The 16,564-nt window shown below is 67.6% G+C and carries 11 protein-coding genes; 6 read left to right on the top strand and 5 right to left on the bottom strand.

The window, feature by feature from the left end; genetic code table 11:
• Window positions 1-3 precede the first annotated feature (3 nt).
• From E1261_RS33245 to E1261_RS33235, 3 genes are read right to left on the bottom strand one after another with little or no spacing between them, the layout of a single operon-like run.
• Window positions 4-1,365, bottom strand: a complete 1,362-nt coding sequence (locus tag E1261_RS33245) for a M1 family metallopeptidase (RefSeq protein ID WP_132413648.1) — start codon at window positions 1,363-1,365, stop codon at window positions 4-6.
• Window positions 1,365-5,297 (bottom strand): Pls/PosA family non-ribosomal peptide synthetase, encoded by a 3,933-nt coding sequence (locus tag E1261_RS33240; protein WP_132413647.1) that lies wholly within the window; start codon window positions 5,295-5,297, stop codon window positions 1,365-1,367. The genes E1261_RS33245 and E1261_RS33240 overlap by 1 nt, the downstream gene beginning before the upstream one ends.
• Before the next feature lie 55 nt (window positions 5,298-5,352).
• Entirely contained in the window at window positions 5,353-6,456 is a 1,104-nt protein-coding gene (locus E1261_RS33235; protein WP_238176578.1) for a neutral zinc metallopeptidase, read from the bottom strand.
• A gap of 55 nt (window positions 6,457-6,511) precedes the next feature.
• Here E1261_RS33235 and E1261_RS33230 point away from each other — a divergent pair, with 55 nt between their 5' ends.
• The gene (locus tag E1261_RS33230) at window positions 6,512-8,194 is read left to right on the top strand and encodes a DUF2207 domain-containing protein (protein ID WP_132413645.1); all 1,683 of its coding nucleotides are present in this window, start codon (window positions 6,512-6,514) and stop codon (window positions 8,192-8,194) included.
• A 165-nt stretch (window positions 8,195-8,359) separates the two neighbouring features.
• On the opposite strand, the gene E1261_RS33225 is transcribed toward E1261_RS33230, so the two are convergent.
• On the bottom strand, window positions 8,360-9,394 hold the full coding sequence (locus tag E1261_RS33225; protein WP_132413644.1) for an Lrp/AsnC family transcriptional regulator: 1,035 nt from the start codon (window positions 9,392-9,394) through the stop codon (window positions 8,360-8,362).
• 133 nt (window positions 9,395-9,527) lie between these two features.
• Here E1261_RS33225 and E1261_RS33220 point away from each other — a divergent pair, with 133 nt between their 5' ends.
• Genes E1261_RS33220 through E1261_RS33200 form a run of 5 tightly spaced genes read left to right on the top strand, consistent with a single transcriptional unit; the run spans window position 9,528 to window position 15,065 of the window.
• Complete coding sequence (locus E1261_RS33220) at window positions 9,528-10,550, top strand: ABC transporter ATP-binding protein (RefSeq protein ID WP_272948624.1); 1,023 nt, start codon at window positions 9,528-9,530, stop codon at window positions 10,548-10,550.
• Window positions 10,547-11,548, top strand: a complete 1,002-nt coding sequence (locus E1261_RS33215; protein WP_132413643.1) for an ABC transporter ATP-binding protein — start codon at window positions 10,547-10,549, stop codon at window positions 11,546-11,548. The genes E1261_RS33220 and E1261_RS33215 overlap by 4 nt, the downstream gene beginning before the upstream one ends.
• Window positions 11,548-12,498 (top strand): ABC transporter permease, encoded by a 951-nt coding sequence (locus E1261_RS33210; protein ID WP_132413642.1) that lies wholly within the window; start codon window positions 11,548-11,550, stop codon window positions 12,496-12,498. Before E1261_RS33215 ends, E1261_RS33210 begins: the two co-directional genes overlap by 1 nt.
• Window positions 12,499-12,513: 15 nt before the next feature.
• A complete protein-coding gene (gene opp4C, locus E1261_RS33205; protein WP_132413641.1) occupies window positions 12,514-13,440 on the top strand; it encodes an oligopeptide ABC transporter permease in 927 nt (308 codons plus the stop codon).
• Between the two features lie 17 nt (window positions 13,441-13,457).
• Window positions 13,458-15,065: an ABC transporter substrate-binding protein gene (locus tag E1261_RS33200; protein ID WP_132413640.1), complete on the top strand. Its 1,608-nt coding sequence runs from the start codon at window positions 13,458-13,460 to the stop codon at window positions 15,063-15,065.
• A gap of 129 nt (window positions 15,066-15,194) precedes the next feature.
• Here the strand turns inward: E1261_RS33200 and E1261_RS33195 are convergent, their stop codons facing one another.
• Window positions 15,195-16,226, bottom strand: a complete 1,032-nt coding sequence (locus E1261_RS33195) for a neutral zinc metallopeptidase (RefSeq protein ID WP_132413639.1) — start codon at window positions 16,224-16,226, stop codon at window positions 15,195-15,197.
• Window positions 16,227-16,564: the final 338 nt, after the last annotated feature.

Genomic DNA, 16,564 nt, shown 5'->3' with positions numbered 1-16,564 from the left:
GGGTTAGGTACGGCGTTTGCGGGCGGAGCGGGGGAGGAGGGGGAGCTCGTAGGAGCCTAGCCAGGTGGCGAAGATTTCGCGGAGGGCGTCCTGGTCTGCGGAGAACTGGGTGGCCTGGGCTACGAAGTCGGCGGTGGTGACTGAGGCGTGGCGGTAGGTCTTGGTCCAGGTGCGGAGCATGTCGAAGAAGGCGTCGTCGCCGAGGTGCAGGCGGATCGCGTGCAGGGTGATGGCGCCGCGCTTGTAGAGGCGGTCGTCGAACATCAGCTCCGGGCCCGGGTCCGACAGCAGCAGGTCCTGGGGTAGTCCGCGCAGCCGGGTGTAGGCCTTGGAGACCTGCTGGTCGGCGCTCAGACCGCCGGACTCCTCCGACCACAGCCACTCGGCGTAGCAGGCGAAGCCTTCGTTGAGCCAGATGTCCTTCCAGGCCGACGGTGTGAGGCTGTTGCCGAACCACTGGTGTGCCAGTTCGTGCGCGACCAGTCGCTCCGACGTGCGCTTCCCGTCCACGTGGTTGCTGCCGAAGACCGAGATGCCCTGTGCCTCCAGGGGAATCTCCAGGTCGTCGTCGGTCACCACGACCGTGTAGTTGCCGAACGGGTAGGACCCGAACAGCCGGCAGAACAGCTTCACCATGTCCTGCTGCCGGCCGAAGTCGTGCTTGAACTCGCGCAGCTCACCCGGTGGCACCAGCGCGCGCGTGGTGACCGGAGTCGTCGCCAGATCGAGTACGTCGTACCGGCCGATCTGCACGGTCGCCAGGTACGTCGCCATCGGCGCAGCCTGGTCGTAGACCCAGGTGGTGCGACTCGCCTTGACCCGGCGGGAAACCAGGCGCCCGTTCGCCAGGGCGTGGTACGGCGAATCGGTGGTGATCGTGATCCGGTAGTGCGCCTTGTCGCCCGGGTGATCGTTGCAGGGGAACCAGGTGGCCGCCCCACTGGGCTGACTGGCCACGATCACCCCCTCGGTGAGCTCGTCCCAGCCGAGGCCGCCCCACGGACTGTCCTCCGGCTTCGGATTCCCGGCGTACTGGATGTCGACGATGAACTCGCTGCCGTCGGCCAGTGTGTTCGCCGGGGTGATGTGCAGCTTGCCGGAGCGCTGGGTGAAGCGGGAGACACGGCGGCCGTTGATCGTCACCTTGGTGGCACGCAGGCCGGACAGGTCGAGGGCGAACCGGGTCAGCGCCTGCTCGGCGACCGCGGTGATGCTGGCCTTGCCGGCCAGGCGGTTGCTGTTGACGCGGTAGTCCAGCTCGAGCTCGTACGACTCGACGTGGTAGCCGCCGTTGCCGTGGCTTGGAACATAGGGATCACCTGCGGAAGAAGCGCCGGGATGCCCGGTCGTGGAACCGAAGACCATCAGCCCTGCCAAGGAGCGATCGGGTTCCCGGCCCAACGGGTTCCGTCGGGCACACCTTCACCGCGCATCACGAGAGACACCGGGCCGATGGTAGCCCCTGCACCGATTGACGCGGCAGGCAGGACGATGCCGTGCGGTCCGAGGGTGGCGCCCGGTCCGAAGGTGACTGTGCTCATGGAGAGCACTCGATCATGAAACAGGTGGGTCTGCAGCACGCAACCGCGATTCACCGTTGCCCCGTCGCCCAAAGTGATCAGATCGGCCTCCGGCAACCAGTACGTCTCGCACCAGACGCCCTTGCCGATCTTCGCCCCGAGGGACCGCAGCCAGAGCGCGAGGACCGGCGTACCGGCGGCGGCGTTCGCGAACCAGGGGGCGGCGACCAGCTCGACGAAGCTGTCGACCACTTCGTTGCGCCAGACGAACGAGCTCCACAGCGGGTACTCGACGGCGCGGGTGCGGCCGACGATCACCCACTTGGCCACGGTCGCCATCCCGCCGGCGACCGCACCGGCGGCCAGGATCACCGCACCGGACAGCAGCAGCGCCGCCCACGGGCCGAGCCAGATGTCGAGCGCCTGCAGTGCGAACAGCACGCCGAGCGCGATCAGTACCGTGCACATCATCGGGACGAACCGGCACAGCTCGACCAGCGCCCGGGCCACCTTGAGCTTGTACGGCGGGTGGAACGTGCGGCTCTGGTCGCCCGCGACAGCCTGCCGACGCAGCTTCACCGGTGGCGATCCGAGCCACGACGTACCGGCCTTGGACTTCTTCGGAGCAGCGGACAGTACGGCGACCAGTCCGTTCTTCGGGACCGAGCGGCCGGGAGCGGTCATCCCGGAGTTACCCAGGAACGCGCGCTTGCCGACCTTCGCACCGGCCACGTGCAGCCAGCCGCCACCGAGCTCGTACGACGCGATCATCGTGTCGTCGGCCAGGAACGCACCCTCGCCAACCGTGGTCATCTTGGGCAGCAGCAACACCGTCGACGCCTCGACGTCCTTGCCGATCTTGGCGCCGAGCGCACGCAGCCACCACGGCGTTGCGAGGCTCGCGTAGAGCGGGAAGAGCAGTGTGCGGGCGGAGTCCAGCAGCCGCTCGGTCGCCCACACCTGCCACCCGATCCGGCTGCGGACCGGGTAGTGACCAGCCTTGATACCGATCCCCAGCAGCCGCACGCCGACCAACGTCAGTACGGCGAGGGTGACGAAACCGACCAGTGTCATCAGCGGGATTGCAGCGAGCGCGCGGAGCGCAGCGTCACCGAGTGTCTGGGTGCCCTGGAGCGCGCGGCCGAGCACGAACAGCGCTGCTGCGGCAGCCGCGACCGGGAGCAAAGACATCACCGCGGACTGGACGCCGTACGCCGCTACCCACCAGGGGGCGCGGGCTGGGCGCTCGTCGGGCCACGGGTGCCGGGCGCGGCCGACACGGCTGGCTGGGGAGCCGGACCAGCGCTCGGTCGCCGGGACCTTGCCGGAGACAGCAGAGCCAGCCGCGATCTCGGCACTGCGGCCGATGTCAGTGCCTGGCAGCAGCATCGAACGCGAGCCGACGACGGCGTCCGGGCCCACAGTGATCGCGCCGACGATCAGCCGGTCACCGTCGATCCAGTAGCCCGACAGGTCGACCTCGGGCTCGATCGACGCGCCCCGGCCCATCGTCAGCATGCCGGTGACCGGGGGCAGCGTGTGCAAGTCGACACCGCGACCGACCTTCGCCCCGAGCGCTCTGGCGTAGTAGGCGATCCAGGGCGCACCGGCCAGGTTGGCTGCACCGGCTGCGTCGGCCAGGTTCTCCGCGGCCCAGAGCCGGACGTGCACGTTGCCGCCGCGTGGATACGTGCCTGGCTTCAGACCGCGCAGCAGAAGTCGCGCACCGACCACAGCGATCCCCATGCGCCCGGCGGGGGTGATCAGCAGCAGCCAGCCTGCCAGGATCCACCACCACGACACCGTGCGGATCCACGGCAGCGGTCCGGCGAACTGGTCGAGCAGATTGTTCAGTGTGAACAGGTAGACCAGCCAGCGCACTCCCACCACGGTCTGCAGTACGAGTGTCAGTGCGGTCTGCAGGAGCTGCGTACCTGGCGGTGTCGGCCGGATCTCACGCAGCTCCACTGGCTCCGCCAGCACCTGTGTCGAGTCGTCGAGCCGATCAGCCAGTGCGCCGAGCCGGGGGTACTCGTAGATGTCAGCGACGGTCACCTCGGGGTAGCGCTCGCGTAGCGCAGACACCAGCTGCGCAGCGGCCAGACTGCCACCACCGTGCATGAAGAAGTCGTTGTCGGTCCCAGTGACCTTCGCACCGAGTACCTTCGTCCAGCGCTCGGCCAGCCAGCCCGCCGTACCGTCCAGCTCGGCAGCTGGGCCGTCGGAGTCCATCCCCGGTAGCGGCCAGGGCAGTGCGTTCCGGTCGACCTTGCCGGACGTGCGGGTGGGCAGGGTGTCGACGACTGCGAGCAGCGGCACCAGGGCTGCGGGCAGAGCCTCACGCAGCCGCTCGGTCGCAGCGGACTGATCAAATGCTTCCGGATCGTCCGGTACGACGTACCCGACGAGAAGCTGGTTGCCAGCCGCACTAGCCCGTACGGCGGCTGCCGCTCCGGACACCCCGGGTAGTGCCTGCAGAGCGGCATCGACCTCGCCCAGCTCGATCCTGCGGCCACCGAGCTTGATCTGCTCGTCGGCCCGGCCTTGGAAGAGCAGACCGGCCGCCTCGTTCTTCACGAGGTCACCGCTGCGGTAAGCGCGCTCCCAGCCCAGTGTGGGCATCGGCGCGAACTTCTCGGCGTCCTTGGCCGGGTCCAGGTAGCGGGCCAGTCCGACGCCGCCGATGATCAGCTCACCGATCCCGCCCTCGGCCACTTCATTGCCTTCGGCATCGACCACGGCGAGGTCCCAGCCGTCCAGCGGGAGACCGATCCGGACCGGACCTTCGCCGGTCAGCTGCGCGCCACACGCGACCACGGTCGCCTCGGTCGGGCCGTACGTGTTCCACACCTCGCGGCCGTCGACGGCGAGCCGCTCGGCCAGCTCGGGCGGGCATGCCTCGCCGCCGAAGATCAGTAGCCGGACCTGGTCGAGCGCATCGGCCGGCCAGAGCGCAGCGAGCGTCGGCACGGTCGAGACGATGGTGATGCCCTGTGCGACCAGCCAGGGACCGAGGTCCATCCCACTGCGGACCAGCGAGCGAGGGGCCGGCACCAGACAGGCGCCGTACCGCCAGGCGAGCCACATCTCCTCACAGGACGCGTCGAACGCGACCGACAGCCCGGCCAGCACCCGGTCGTCAGGACCGATCGGCTCCTGCTGGAGGAACATCCGGGCCTCGGCGTCGACGAACGCGGCCGCAGACCGGTGGGAGACCGCGACACCCTTCGGTACGCCGGTCGAGCCCGAGGTGAAGATGATCCAGGCGTCGTCGGTGGGCTCGGGGCCGTCCGACCGGCGCGGCGGAGGCAGAACGTCAGGAGCGTCCATCCGGGCCGAGTAGGGGTAGTCGAAGTAGCCGTCGGCGTTGTCGTTCTCCAGCGGCGGCGCGGGCTGTTCACGCAGCACGGTGAGCTCGAGGTCGTCGGCCACGGTCGCGGCGACGGCGGCTTCACCGAAGACCAGTTCGGCGCGCTCTTCCGGGTCGTCCGCATCGACCGGCACGTACGCCGCTCCGGCGTGCAGGGTGCCGAGGATCGCGACGTACAGGTCGTTGTGTCCGGACGAGATCCGGACGCCGACGCGGTCGCCGGGACCGACGCCGGCCGCGGTCAACCGGGCAGCGAACTTCTCCACCTGGGCCATCAGTTCGCGATAGCTCAGGCTGACACTGCCGTCGTCCAGCGCGGGTTCGTCGGCGTACTTGGTGGCTGTCTCGGACAGCACGTCCACCAATGTCCGCGCCGACGGCGCCAGGTCCCCGCGTCGCAACGTCACGGGCGCATGTTACGCCGCTCGGTTAACGACGCCGGAACGTCGAGCAACGGGTGGACTACTTCACCAGGTCCGTGTTCACCGCGAACGTGTTGCAGGCCTTGTTCGCGCCGATGTTGAAGCCGTTCTGGATCCAGAAGCCCTGGCTGGTGGCCAGTCCGTGGGTCCGCTCGGTCTCCGGCGTTTCCGGGCTCTCACCGAAGCTGTTGCTGGACTGCTCCTTGAACTCGTCCAACCGGTTGCTGAGCGGGTAGGACTGCTCAACGGCCTTGCTGAACACACCGGCGAAGCAGGACGCCTGCAGCTCGTTGCGGCGCGACGACTCGAGCTTCTGCTCCGGGTGGTCCTGCAGATAGGACATGCGGGCGTAGAACAAACCGGTGACACCCTGCACGTGGTGGCCGTACTCGTGCGAGATCGTCATCAGGTACGCCAGGTCCTGCTTCGGCCCGAACGCCTTGTTCATCTGCAGCACGTCGGTGTACATCACCTGGTTGCCGTAGCAGTAGAAGGCGAGCACCCGGCCGGACAGCGGCGCGAAGTTGCCACACGGCGTGACCACAGGCTTGTCGAACACCACCAGACCCGGGTCCGGCTTCTCCTGCCCGATCTCCTTGAAGATCGGCCGCCAGGCGTCGTTCAGGCAGGCGAACAGCTTCTGGTAGTAGACCTTCTGCGCGGGCAGGCTGCCGGTACCGAGGTCCTCGGCCTTGCAGTTCTGCACCGGTAGTGGTCCGGTCCGGTAGATGTTCGCGTTCAGCAGGAAGTCCTCGGCGGTGCCCTTCTGCGGCTTGGTGGTTGCCGTCGGCACGATCGACGGACCGGTCACCCCCGGGCCGGCGGTCGAGTCACTACCGCGGCCGAGCAGGGCGATGATGACGACCAGTGAGACGCCCAGGAACGCCAGCACCGAGATGCTGAACACGAGGATCCGGACACCGCCGCCACGGCGCTTCGGTGGCTGGAAGCCGTTGAACTGGCCGCCGGGCGGACCGTAGTACGGCTGCGCCCACTGCCCCTGCGGCTGCTGGTACTGACCGTACTGCTGGCCCTGCTGCGGAGGACCGGAGTACTGGCCCTGCCACGGTGCTGCCTGGGGTGGCGGGAGCACACCGGGTGGGGGACCGACCCGATCCTGGGGACCGCCGTACGGGCTGCTCACCGGTCTTGCCCTCCTGATTTCGCTCGACGAACCGGCACGAGACTACTCTCAACCCATGTCACTGAAGCGCCGCGTCCTCCCGGCCGCCCTGATGATTTGTCTGACCGCACCGATTGTTGCCTTGAGCACGTTGCCCGCACAGGCTGCGGACGACCAGATCTCCGGGTACTCGGCCGCTGCGACGCTGACCAAGGACGGCAAGCTCCAGATCAAGGAGACTGTCGACCTGACCGCCGGCGGCTCGACGTTCAGCCGGACCCTGACCACCCGGGTCCGCGCCGACGCCGAGCGTGACCGGACGTACGACGTGACTGACGTCTCAGCCACTGTCAACGGTCAGCCCGCGCAGGGCTTCAGTGACGAGGGCATCGACGACGGCCGCCGGATCACCGTGAACGCGTCCGGCAAGACCACGGTCGTGTACAGCTACACCGTCGGCAACGTGGTGGCCGAGTCCACCGAGGGCCGTGAGGTGAGCTGGCCGGTCGTCCAGGGGTTCAGCACCTCGGTCCCGAAGGCGGCGCTGTCGATCAACGTGCCGTTCGCCACTTGGGTGACCTGCTTCGCCGGACGCACCGGCTCGAGCATGCCCTGTACGTCGTCCCAGCTGGCGGAGTCCGCCGGGCTGGAGATCACCCAGATGGGCGTCCCGGCCGGCGGCCGTGTGACCTTCCTGACCGGTCTGAGCAGCCAGGCGACCGTTCAGCCGAACGCGGCGTACAAGACTCGCTGGACGCTCGGACGGGCCTTCACTGTCGACGCCGGTACGGTCGGCCTGTCCGTGATCGTGCTGGGGATCGGACTGCTCGGTGCGGCGGCGCTGTGGTTCCTGCGCGGCCGTGACGCTGCCAAGGTCGGCGAGGGCGCGCCGGAGCGCCCGGTGCTGGAAGGGCCCGACGGTCCGCAGTTCGCAGCGCCGGACGGGATTCGTCCTGGTCAGGTGGGCACCGTGGTGGACGAGACCGCCGATGTGGTCGACATCACCGCGACCCTGCTGGACCTTGCTGTGCGCAACTACCTGACCATCGTGGAGCTGCCGCACTCGCAGTTCGGCAAGCTGGACTGGGAGCTGCGCCGCCAGCACCAGGGTGGGCCGGAGCTGCTGTCCTACGAGAAGGCATTGCTGGACGCGGTCTTCGCAGACGGTGACACGGTCGTCGTCTCCGAGCTCGGTGCCGCACTGCGGCCGCGACTCAACCTCGTCCGTGAGCACCTGTACGCCGACGTGGTCACGCAAGGCTGGTTCGCGAACCGCCCGGACGCCGTACGGAACCGCTGGACCACTGCGGGAGTCGTGCTGCTCGGGGCGGGCGTCGTACTGACGATTGTGCTGGCTGTGGTGAGTAAGTTCGGTCTGGTCGGCTTCGCGCTGATGCTGGCCGGCCTGGCGCTCTCACTCGCCGGCCAGGCCGCCCCGGCCCGCACCGCCCGCGGTGCCGCCGTCCTTGGCCGAGTGGCCGGTCTGCAGCGCTACCTGACCGACGAGACGTCCGCCTCACTGCCGCACAGCCACCGCCTCGAGTTCGCCTCCCGCTGCCTCCCGTACGCCGCAGTCCTCGGACTGACCGAGAAGTGGGCCGCCGAGATCGCCGCCACCGACGATGACGACGACCCCGACGCCGGCATCGGCTGGTACTCCGGCCCCGAGAACTGGCACCTCTCCGACATCGGCGAATCCCTCTCGAACTTCGTCACCTCCTTCGGCGGCTCGCTGGCTTCAGGCCGCCGCCTGTTCTAAAGGACTCCGCCACGGCCCCGGACCACTGAGCATTTGAACGGATCTCCCCTCAAGTTGCCGGTTCTCCCCCCGAAATTCGGCCGGAGAAGGGTCACATTGACCGGAGATCCCCTCAAATTCCGACAGGCTGAATAGCGGCAGGAGGCAGCTGCGGGGGCGGGTCGGTTAGGGGAGGTCGTGCCAGTTGGAGGGCAGGGCCGGCGGGTTCGGTAGGACGAACTTGGCGTGCCGGCCCGTGGGGCTCAGGATGTGGCCGAGTCGCTTGGCGAAGCGTGGCAGCATCCAGCGGTCCTCGATCTGGGCGGTGGGGAAGGCGCGCGCGATCTTCGCCTCGAGCGCGTCGAACTCCAGCAGGTCGCGCATCCACAGGACCGCGGTGAGGTTGGCGCTGTTGACCACCGAGCAGCACATCCGCGTCTCCGGCAGCATCGCCAGCCCCGCACCGACAGTCTCCAACTGGTGGTGCGGGACGCTGAACCACACCATCACCGTCGCGTTGTAGCCGACCACGTTGTGGGCGAGGTCGACGCGGGTCCGGGCCCAGGGGGCGTACAGGAGCTGACCGATCGCGCGCGTCACCGTGGCCACGCTCTTGCCGATCTCGTCGGCGATCGAGGTGGCCGAGCGGCGGACGTCACCCGCGAGGCCGTTGATCACCTGCTCGTGCAGAGGAGTCGGCCGTGCCGGTGCGTCGATTCCGCTGGCCGGCAGCGCGTTCAGCGCTCGGATCTGGCTCTGGCTGAGGACGCCGAGCCGCCAGCTCGTCCCCTCCTTGAAGAACGTGCGGCTGAAATGCGTCCTCGTGGCCAGCACACCGGGCACTGTGGCCAGTTCCGTGGCGACGTACTGGTCCACCTCGGCGACCGACCGGAAGGACAAGGTCAGGATCAGCTCGCGCGACCCTGAGGTGCACTCGATGGTCAGGACCGAGGGGGTCGGTGCTATCCGGTCCAGCACGTTCTCCCGTTCGCCGGCCACGCAGGACACCTCGACCAGCGCGATCACCCCGCGCGACCGCCGGGGTCCTTCCGGCGGGGTGACGGCGAAGCAGGAACTCCACACCAGACCGCTGTCGACCAGGCGCGACCAGCGTCGCGACAGTGTGGTGGCGTCCACCCCGATGATCGTCTCCAGCTGAGACCAGCCGGCCCGTGGACTGATCTGCAGGGCGTTCACCAGCGCGAAATCTACGTCGTCCATAACGCAAAATCACTGCATGGAGACGCACTGTGTGCAAGTTCCCTGCGATCTCTTCGAGAAAATATGACTGAACAGGCGTGCTGAGGAGCATTTGGGCTAACCCGCGATCTCCCATCTGCCCTGGAGGATCCGCTTGACGACTACCCCGGCACTGCTACAGGTCGGCAATCTCAAGACCGAGTTCCGCACCGACCAAGGCACGGTCACGGCCGTCGACGAGGTCAGCTTCCGTCTGGCGGCCGGGGAGACGCTCTGCCTGGTCGGTGAGTCGGGGAGCGGCAAGTCCGTCACCGCGCTGTCGATCATGGGGCTGCTGGCCGACAACGGCCGGGTCGCCCACGGCTCGATCCTGTTCGAGGACCAGGACCTGGTCACGCTGCCCGAGCGGCAGTTGCGCGGGATCCGGGGCAACTCGATCGCGATGATCTTCCAGGAGCCGATGACGTCGCTGAACCCGGTGCTGACCATCGGCGACCAGCTCTCCGAGACGGTGATCCTGCACCTCGGGCTGAGCCGGGCGCAGGCGCGGGAGCGGGTGATCGAACTGCTCGCGAAGGTCGGCATCCCGCGGCCGGAGGAGATCGTCGACGACTACCCGCACCGGCTGTCCGGTGGGATGCGGCAGCGGGCGATGATCGCGATGGCGTTGAGCTGCGCGCCGAAGCTGATCATCGCCGACGAGCCCACGACCGCACTGGACGTGACGATCCAGGCCCAGATCCTCAAGCTGATCAGGGATCTGAGCGCCGAGACCGGTACGGCGATGATCCTGATCACCCACGATCTGGGCGTCGTCGCCGAGATGGCCGACCGGGTCGCGGTGATGTACGCGGGGCAGGTGGTCGAGGAGGCCGATGTCTTCACGCTGTTCGACGAGCCGAAGCATCCGTACACGATCGCGTTGATGCGGTCGGTCCCGCACATCAGCACCCCGGCCGGGGACCGGCTGGCCTCGATCTCCGGCTCGGTACCGAGTCTGCTGCAGATGCCGACCGGATGCCGGTTCCACGAGCGATGCCCGCATGCGATGGACCGCTGCCGCGACGACCGCCCCGAACTCCTCCAGCTCTCCGGCCAGAACCGTCATACCGTCCGGTGCTGGCTGTACGACGACGCGGCGCAGCCCGGTACGACGGACGCGAAGGTACTGGCATGACGACGACCGAGCCGCTGCTGCAGGTGCGGAACCTGAAGAAGTACTACCCGATCCGGAAGGGCGTCATTGCCCGGACGGTCGGACAGGTGCGGGCCGTCGACGACGTCAGTTTCGACGTCCATCCGGGCGAGACGCTCGGGATCGTCGGCGAGTCCGGCTGCGGCAAATCGACCACCGGCCGGGCGATCCTGCGGCTCGAGACGCCGACCGCCGGTTCGGTGATCTTCGAGGGCACCGACATCGCCACCCTGTCTGCCGGCACCATGCGACGGCGCCGTACCGATCTCCAGATGGTCTTCCAGGACCCGTACTCGTCGCTCAACCCGCAGATCCGGATCGGCGACCTGCTCGCCGAGCCGCTGATCGCGCATCACCGGCTGAAACGAGCAGCGGCACAGGCCAGAGCGGCCGAGATCATCCAGGTGGTCGGCCTGCCGAGGCTGTACCTGAACCGCTACCCGCACGAACTGTCCGGCGGCCAACGGCAGCGGGTCGGGATCGCCCGGGCCCTGATGCTCGAACCCAAGCTGATCGTCTGCGACGAGCCGGTCTCGGCCCTGGACGTCTCGATCCAGGCACAGGTGCTGAACCTGCTCAAGGATCTGCAAGGCGAGTTCGGGCTGACCTATGTCTTCATCTCGCACGGCCTGGGCGCGATCAAGTACATCAGCGACCGGATCGTGGTGATGTACCTCGGCAAGGTGATGGAGGTGGCGACGACGCAGGAGATCTTCACCGCTCCCCGGCACCCGTACACGGAGATCCTGCTCGACGCCTACCCCGAGGCGAATCCGCATCTGCGGGACCGGCCGCGGATCATCGTCGAGGGCGACGTCCCCAGCCCGGCGAAGCCGCCCGCCGGTTGTGTCTTCCACACCCGCTGCCCGTCCGCCCAGGCGATCTGCACGACCGAGATCCCGCGGCTGAGCACTGACGCTCATCCGGTCGCCTGCCACTTTCCCTTGTTAGCAAGCAAGAACGGCAAGGTGGAGAGCTGATGGGCAGCTACCTGATCCGACGGCTGCTGATCGGGATCCCGGTGCTGATCGGCGTCACCCTGATCAACTTCCTGATCATCAACCTGGCACCGGGCAGTCCGGCCGATCTCTATCTCACCCCCACCTCGACATCGGCGGACGTGGTTCGGGTCGAAGCCGAGCTGGGCCTCGACCAGCCGATCTTCGTCCAGTACTTCCATTGGCTGGTCCGCCTGTTCCACGGTGATCTCGGGGTCTCCTTCCAGAACCGTGCCCCGGTCACGGAGCTGCTCGCCGAGCGGCTCGGCCCGACCCTGCTGCTGATGGGCACCTCACTCGTCGTCGCCTACCTGATCGCAGTCCCGATCGGGATCCTCGCGGCTCGGAAGAAGAACAGCCCGACCGACTACACCGTGGTCGGCGCCGCGTTCCTCGGCATCTCGGTACCGCACTTCTTCCTCGGCCTGGTGCTGATCTACGTCTTCGCCCTGGAGCTCGGCTGGCTGCCGACCGGGAACATGATCACGCTCGGCCGGGGTGGCGGGTTCGCCGACCGGGTGAACCACCTGATCCTGCCGGTCGCCGTACTGGCCACGGCGACGGCGGCGAACATGACCCGCTATGTCCGCTCGAGCATGATCGACGCCTTCGGGCAGGACTACATCCGGACCGCGAAGGCCAAGGGGCTGGGCCTGTCGACGATCACCAACAAGCACGCTCTGCGGAACGCGTTGATCCCAGTTGTGACGGTGATCGGTATCGACCTCTCGGCCTTGATCGGCGGCGCCATCGTGACCGAGCAGATCTTCCAGTGGCCGGGGATCGGGCTGCTGACGATCCAGTCGATCGGCGCCCGCGACTACTCGGTCCTGATGGGGATCAACCTGATCGCTGCGGTCGCGGTCTTCGGCGCCAACCTGCTGACCGACATCGCCTACGCCGTAGTGGATCCGAGGGTCGCGTATGCCTGAGCTGCAGGAGCTGCCATGACCTTGACGGAGAAACCAGGAACGGCCGGTACGGCGGATGCCGTCGTACCGGATAGCGCAGCGGCCGCGTTGGGCCGGGAGCGATCGTCGGCCGGTTTCGTCGTACGGCGATTCCTGCGGCACCGGATGGCGGTCGCCGGGCTGGTGATCGTCGCGCTGATGGTGCTGACGGCGGCGCTTGCCCCACTGCTGGCGCCCCACGACCCCAACCAGATCTTCGGGTCCTTCGAGGCTGCGCCGTCGGCGGACCACTTGCTGGGCACGGATGCGGTCGGCCGCGACGTCCTGAGCCGGCTGATCTACGGCGCCCGGGTCTCGATGAGTGTGGGGGTCGGAGCGGTCGCCGTCTACGTGCTGATCGGCGTCCTGTTCGGCCTGCTCGCCGGGTACTACGGACGCTGGGTGGACTCGGTGATCATGCGGATCACCGACGTGTTCATGTCCTTCCCGTACTTCATGGTGATCCTGATCCTGGTCAGCATCCTCGGACCGAGCCTGCTCACCATCATCGTCGTGATCGGCTTCCTGGCCTGGCCGATGATCGCCCGGCTGGTCCGCGGCAGCGTGCTGTCGATCAAGCAGACCGACTACGTGCAGGCCGGGGTGGCGCTCGGTTACAGCACGCCGCGGATCTTGTTCCGGCACATCCTGCCGAACGCGCTGTCACCGATCATCGTGAACGCGACCTTCGGGGTGGCGCAGGCGATCATCCTCGAGTCGGGGCTGAGCTTCCTCGGGATGGGGGTGCGGCCACCGGCGGCCAGCTGGGGAAACATGCTCAGCGAGGCCCAGTCGATCACCGTGCTCTCCAGCCAGCCGTGGATCTGGATCCCGCCCGGCCTGATGATCCTGCTCGCCGTGCTGTCGATCAACTTCGTCGGCGACGGACTCCGCGACTCGCTCGAATCCCGCTCCTACACCTGACAGATAGGGATCCACCTATGAGGACACGGCTCCTGATCGCATCTCTCACCACTGCCGCTCTGCTGGTCGCGGCGGGCTGTTCCGGCGGTTCGGGGACCGGGGCGGCCGGTGACACGCTCTACATCGGCACCGTCAATCCACCAGCCAGTATGAATCCGATCAACCAGGCCGACATCGGTGGGCAATGGGCAGTCCGGTTCGCGATGGACACACTGGTCGATCAGCCCGAGCCGCTGAAGTTCATCCCGAAGCTCGCCGAGTCCATCACGACGACGGACAACAAGGTGTTCACGGTCAAGATGCACCCGGGTGCCAAGTGGAGCGACGGTCAGCCGATCACCGCGAAGGATGTCGTCTTCACGCTGAACCTGATCGCCAACCCGGACTCGCTGACCAGCCTTGGCAGCAACGTAACGTCGTTGGCAGGCGTCGATGCGACCGGCAAGCTGGCCAAGGGCCAGACGAAGATTCCGGGGCTGTCGGCAACCAACGACACCACGGTGGTGTTCGCCACCAAATCGCCGGTGGACCCGAACTACATCAAGGAGCTGATCGGGACCAAGGTGGTCGTCGTCCCCGAGCACGTGCTGGGGAAGATCGCGCCCGCGCAGGTGGACGACAGCAAGTTCGCCCAGCTCCCCGATGTCACGAGTGGGCCGTACAAGTTCTCGAAGTACACGGCCAACGCGAGCGTCGAGTACGTCGCCAATCCTGGCTACTACCTGGGCGCGCCCAAGATCAACAGCGTGATCATGAAGATCATGCCGGCCGCAAACCTGGCTGGTGAGCTGCAGTCCGGGTCGATCATGATGAACTCCGGCGGCGGGATCGGGAACATCCCGTTCCAGGACCTGAAAACCGTCCAAGGTCTTCAGGGCGTGAACACCACGGTGAATCCCACCATCGGCTTCCAGACGATCCAGTTCAACGTGAAGAAGTTCCCCGATCCGCGGATGCGGCAGGGACTCGCGCACGCGATCAACCGGCAGCAGATCGTCGACGAGCTGCTGCGCGGCAATGGCGAGGTGGTCGACGGGCCGTACACGAGCCAGAACCCGTTCCTGGACAAGAGCCTGAAGAACCTGACCTACGATCCGGTGCTGGCCAAGAAGATGCTGACCGAGGCCAGCTGGAACTTCGCCACCAAGATCAACTTCGTGGTGCCGACCGGCAACGCGATCCGGGAACGCTCCGCCAACATCATGCTGCAGAACTTCAAGGCGATCGGGCTGAACGTCGTACAGACGAACTACGACTTCCCGACCACGCTGGCTAAAGCGCGGGCGAAGGATCACGACATGGTCCTGATGGGCCTGAACTTCAACGTCGACCCGGACGTGTCGAACATGTATGGATCGACCGGTTCCTTCAACCTGACCGGCTACAACTCCCCGGCCAGCGACCGGTTGCTGGACGCCGGCAAGGCGGAACCGGAGTTCGCCGCTCGGCAGGAGATCTACAACGAGCTGCAGAAACTCTGGCAGGACGAACTGCCGGTCCTGACCCTGTACTCCGATCACTCGGTGGCAGCAACCAGCAAGTCGATCGCGGTAGGCGGCGTGGCCCCCTTCTGGGGCGGCACGGTCGCCAACATCGGCCAATGGGCCTTCGAAGGCGCCAACTGACGAGTGACTGAGCGGTGCTCAAAGTGGGGCGGCGGGCTTGGCAGCGCTGGAAATGAGTTCGGCGCGACCACGTGAGGTGGTCGCGCCGAAGGCGCCAAAAGGGGAGTCGCCGCCAGGGGCGGTGTCTGTTTACGCGACTCGGGTTTGGCCGGCTTTGAAGGTGTTGCAGCTGCCGGGGCGTTTGGTGTTGAAGCCGGCGATGTTCCACTGGTAGTTGCTGGCTCGGTTGCCGTGGTCGCGGACCCGGGGGCGGGCGTACTCGTCGCCGGTGTGCGAGATCAGGAAGCGGTAGCTCTGCAGGAGCGGGCCGGTGATCGGGATGAAGCTCGCGTTGATGCCGAGGTAGGCGGCGCCCAGGCAGCTGGCCTGGAGTTCGCGGCGGCGGCTCTCTTCGAGTTTCTGGCCGGCGTTCATGTGCTGGGCGCGCTCGAGGGAGGCGGCCAGGATGCCGGTGCGCTTCTGGATGTGGTGCCCGTACTCGTGGGCGAAGGTGCTCAGCATCAGTGCGCGTGCGTAGACAGCATTCGACTTGTACGCGCGGGCGTCGACGGCGTACGGCATGTAGATGGTCTCGTTGGCACCGCAGTACGCCGCGCGGACGCTGCGCTGTACACCGCAGGGGGAAGGCACTTTGCCGTTGTAGACGGCGACCTTCGGGCCGCGGTACTTGACCTTGATCTTGTTCATCGCCGGGAGCCAGGTGGCGTTCAGGCAGGCCAGCGCGCGGTTGTAGTAGTTCTGCGCCAGCGCGAAGCTGGTCGGCACGAACGGGGGTTCCGGGCACTTCGACGGCGCGAGCAGACCGACGGCGTACAGGTTGCTGCTGTTCACCACCTTGTCGGCGGCTGCCGTGTTGGGGCCGGTCGGCGTCGCTGACGGCTGTGGGGCCTCCGAGGTGGGCGTCTCGGACGGCTGGGCCGACGGGGTCTCCGAGGCGACCGGCGCCGGGGTGTCGGTGCCCTGGGGTGCTTCGTTGTCGCCGAGGTTGCCGACGAGCAGGGTGATACCGGTGCCGACCACCAGAACGGCCAGGGCGACCAGGCCGATGAGCAACGCCCGCGGTGTCTTGCGGGGCTTGCGTCGGCGGGCCGGGCCGGGCGGCTGCGGGATCGGGATCGGCGGGTACTGCCAGGTCGGCGGTTGCTGGACCGGCTGACCCATCGGACCGATCGGACCACCACCTGCTGCGTGCCGAGGTGCACCTGCCTGCGTCTGCTGCTCAGGTGCACCCCACAGGTACGAGCCCTGCGAGCGCTCGGCCGGCGGCGGACCAACCGGACGAGCGCCGGGCCCACCCTGTCCCGGGCCGGAGTGAGCTCCCCGGCCCTGCACCGGGGGCTGCTGAGGTGGGCGCGGAGCCGAGTACGGCGGCTGCCCGGGGCGAGGGCCACCGGCCCCCGACTGCGGCGTACCAGGCGCGGGCTGACCAGGACGTGGCTGAGCAGGACGTGGCTGAGCAGGGCTGGGCTGGCCCGAGCTGGGGCGACTCGGGGTGGGCG

This window comes from Kribbella albertanoniae (assembly GCF_004348455.1).
Classification (GTDB): Bacteria; Actinomycetota; Actinomycetes; order Propionibacteriales; family Kribbellaceae; genus Kribbella; species Kribbella albertanoniae.
Note: the sequence above shows the minus strand (reverse complement) of the source record. Positions and strands in the feature narration are given on the sequence as shown.

Bases quoted from the DNA above. Each gene is read 5' to 3' on its own strand.
- E1261_RS33245 (WP_132413648.1), bottom strand. From the start codon at position 1,365: ATGGTCTTCGGTTCCACGACCGGGCATCCCGGCGCTTCTTCCGCAGGT.
- E1261_RS33230 (WP_132413645.1), top strand. From the start codon at position 6,512: ATGTCACTGAAGCGCCGCGTCCTCCCGGCCGCCCTGATGATTTGTCTG.
- E1261_RS33225 (WP_132413644.1), bottom strand. From the start codon at position 9,394: ATGGACGACGTAGATTTCGCGCTGGTGAACGCCCTGCAGATCAGTCCA.
- E1261_RS33215 (WP_132413643.1), top strand. From the start codon at position 10,547: ATGACGACGACCGAGCCGCTGCTGCAGGTGCGGAACCTGAAGAAGTAC.
- E1261_RS33210 (WP_132413642.1), top strand. From the start codon at position 11,548: ATGGGCAGCTACCTGATCCGACGGCTGCTGATCGGGATCCCGGTGCTG.
- opp4C (WP_132413641.1), top strand. From the start codon at position 12,514: ATGACCTTGACGGAGAAACCAGGAACGGCCGGTACGGCGGATGCCGTC.
- E1261_RS33200 (WP_132413640.1), top strand. From the start codon at position 13,458: ATGAGGACACGGCTCCTGATCGCATCTCTCACCACTGCCGCTCTGCTG.
- E1261_RS33195 (WP_132413639.1), bottom strand. From the start codon at position 16,226: ATGGGTCAGCCGGTCCAGCAACCGCCGACCTGGCAGTACCCGCCGATC.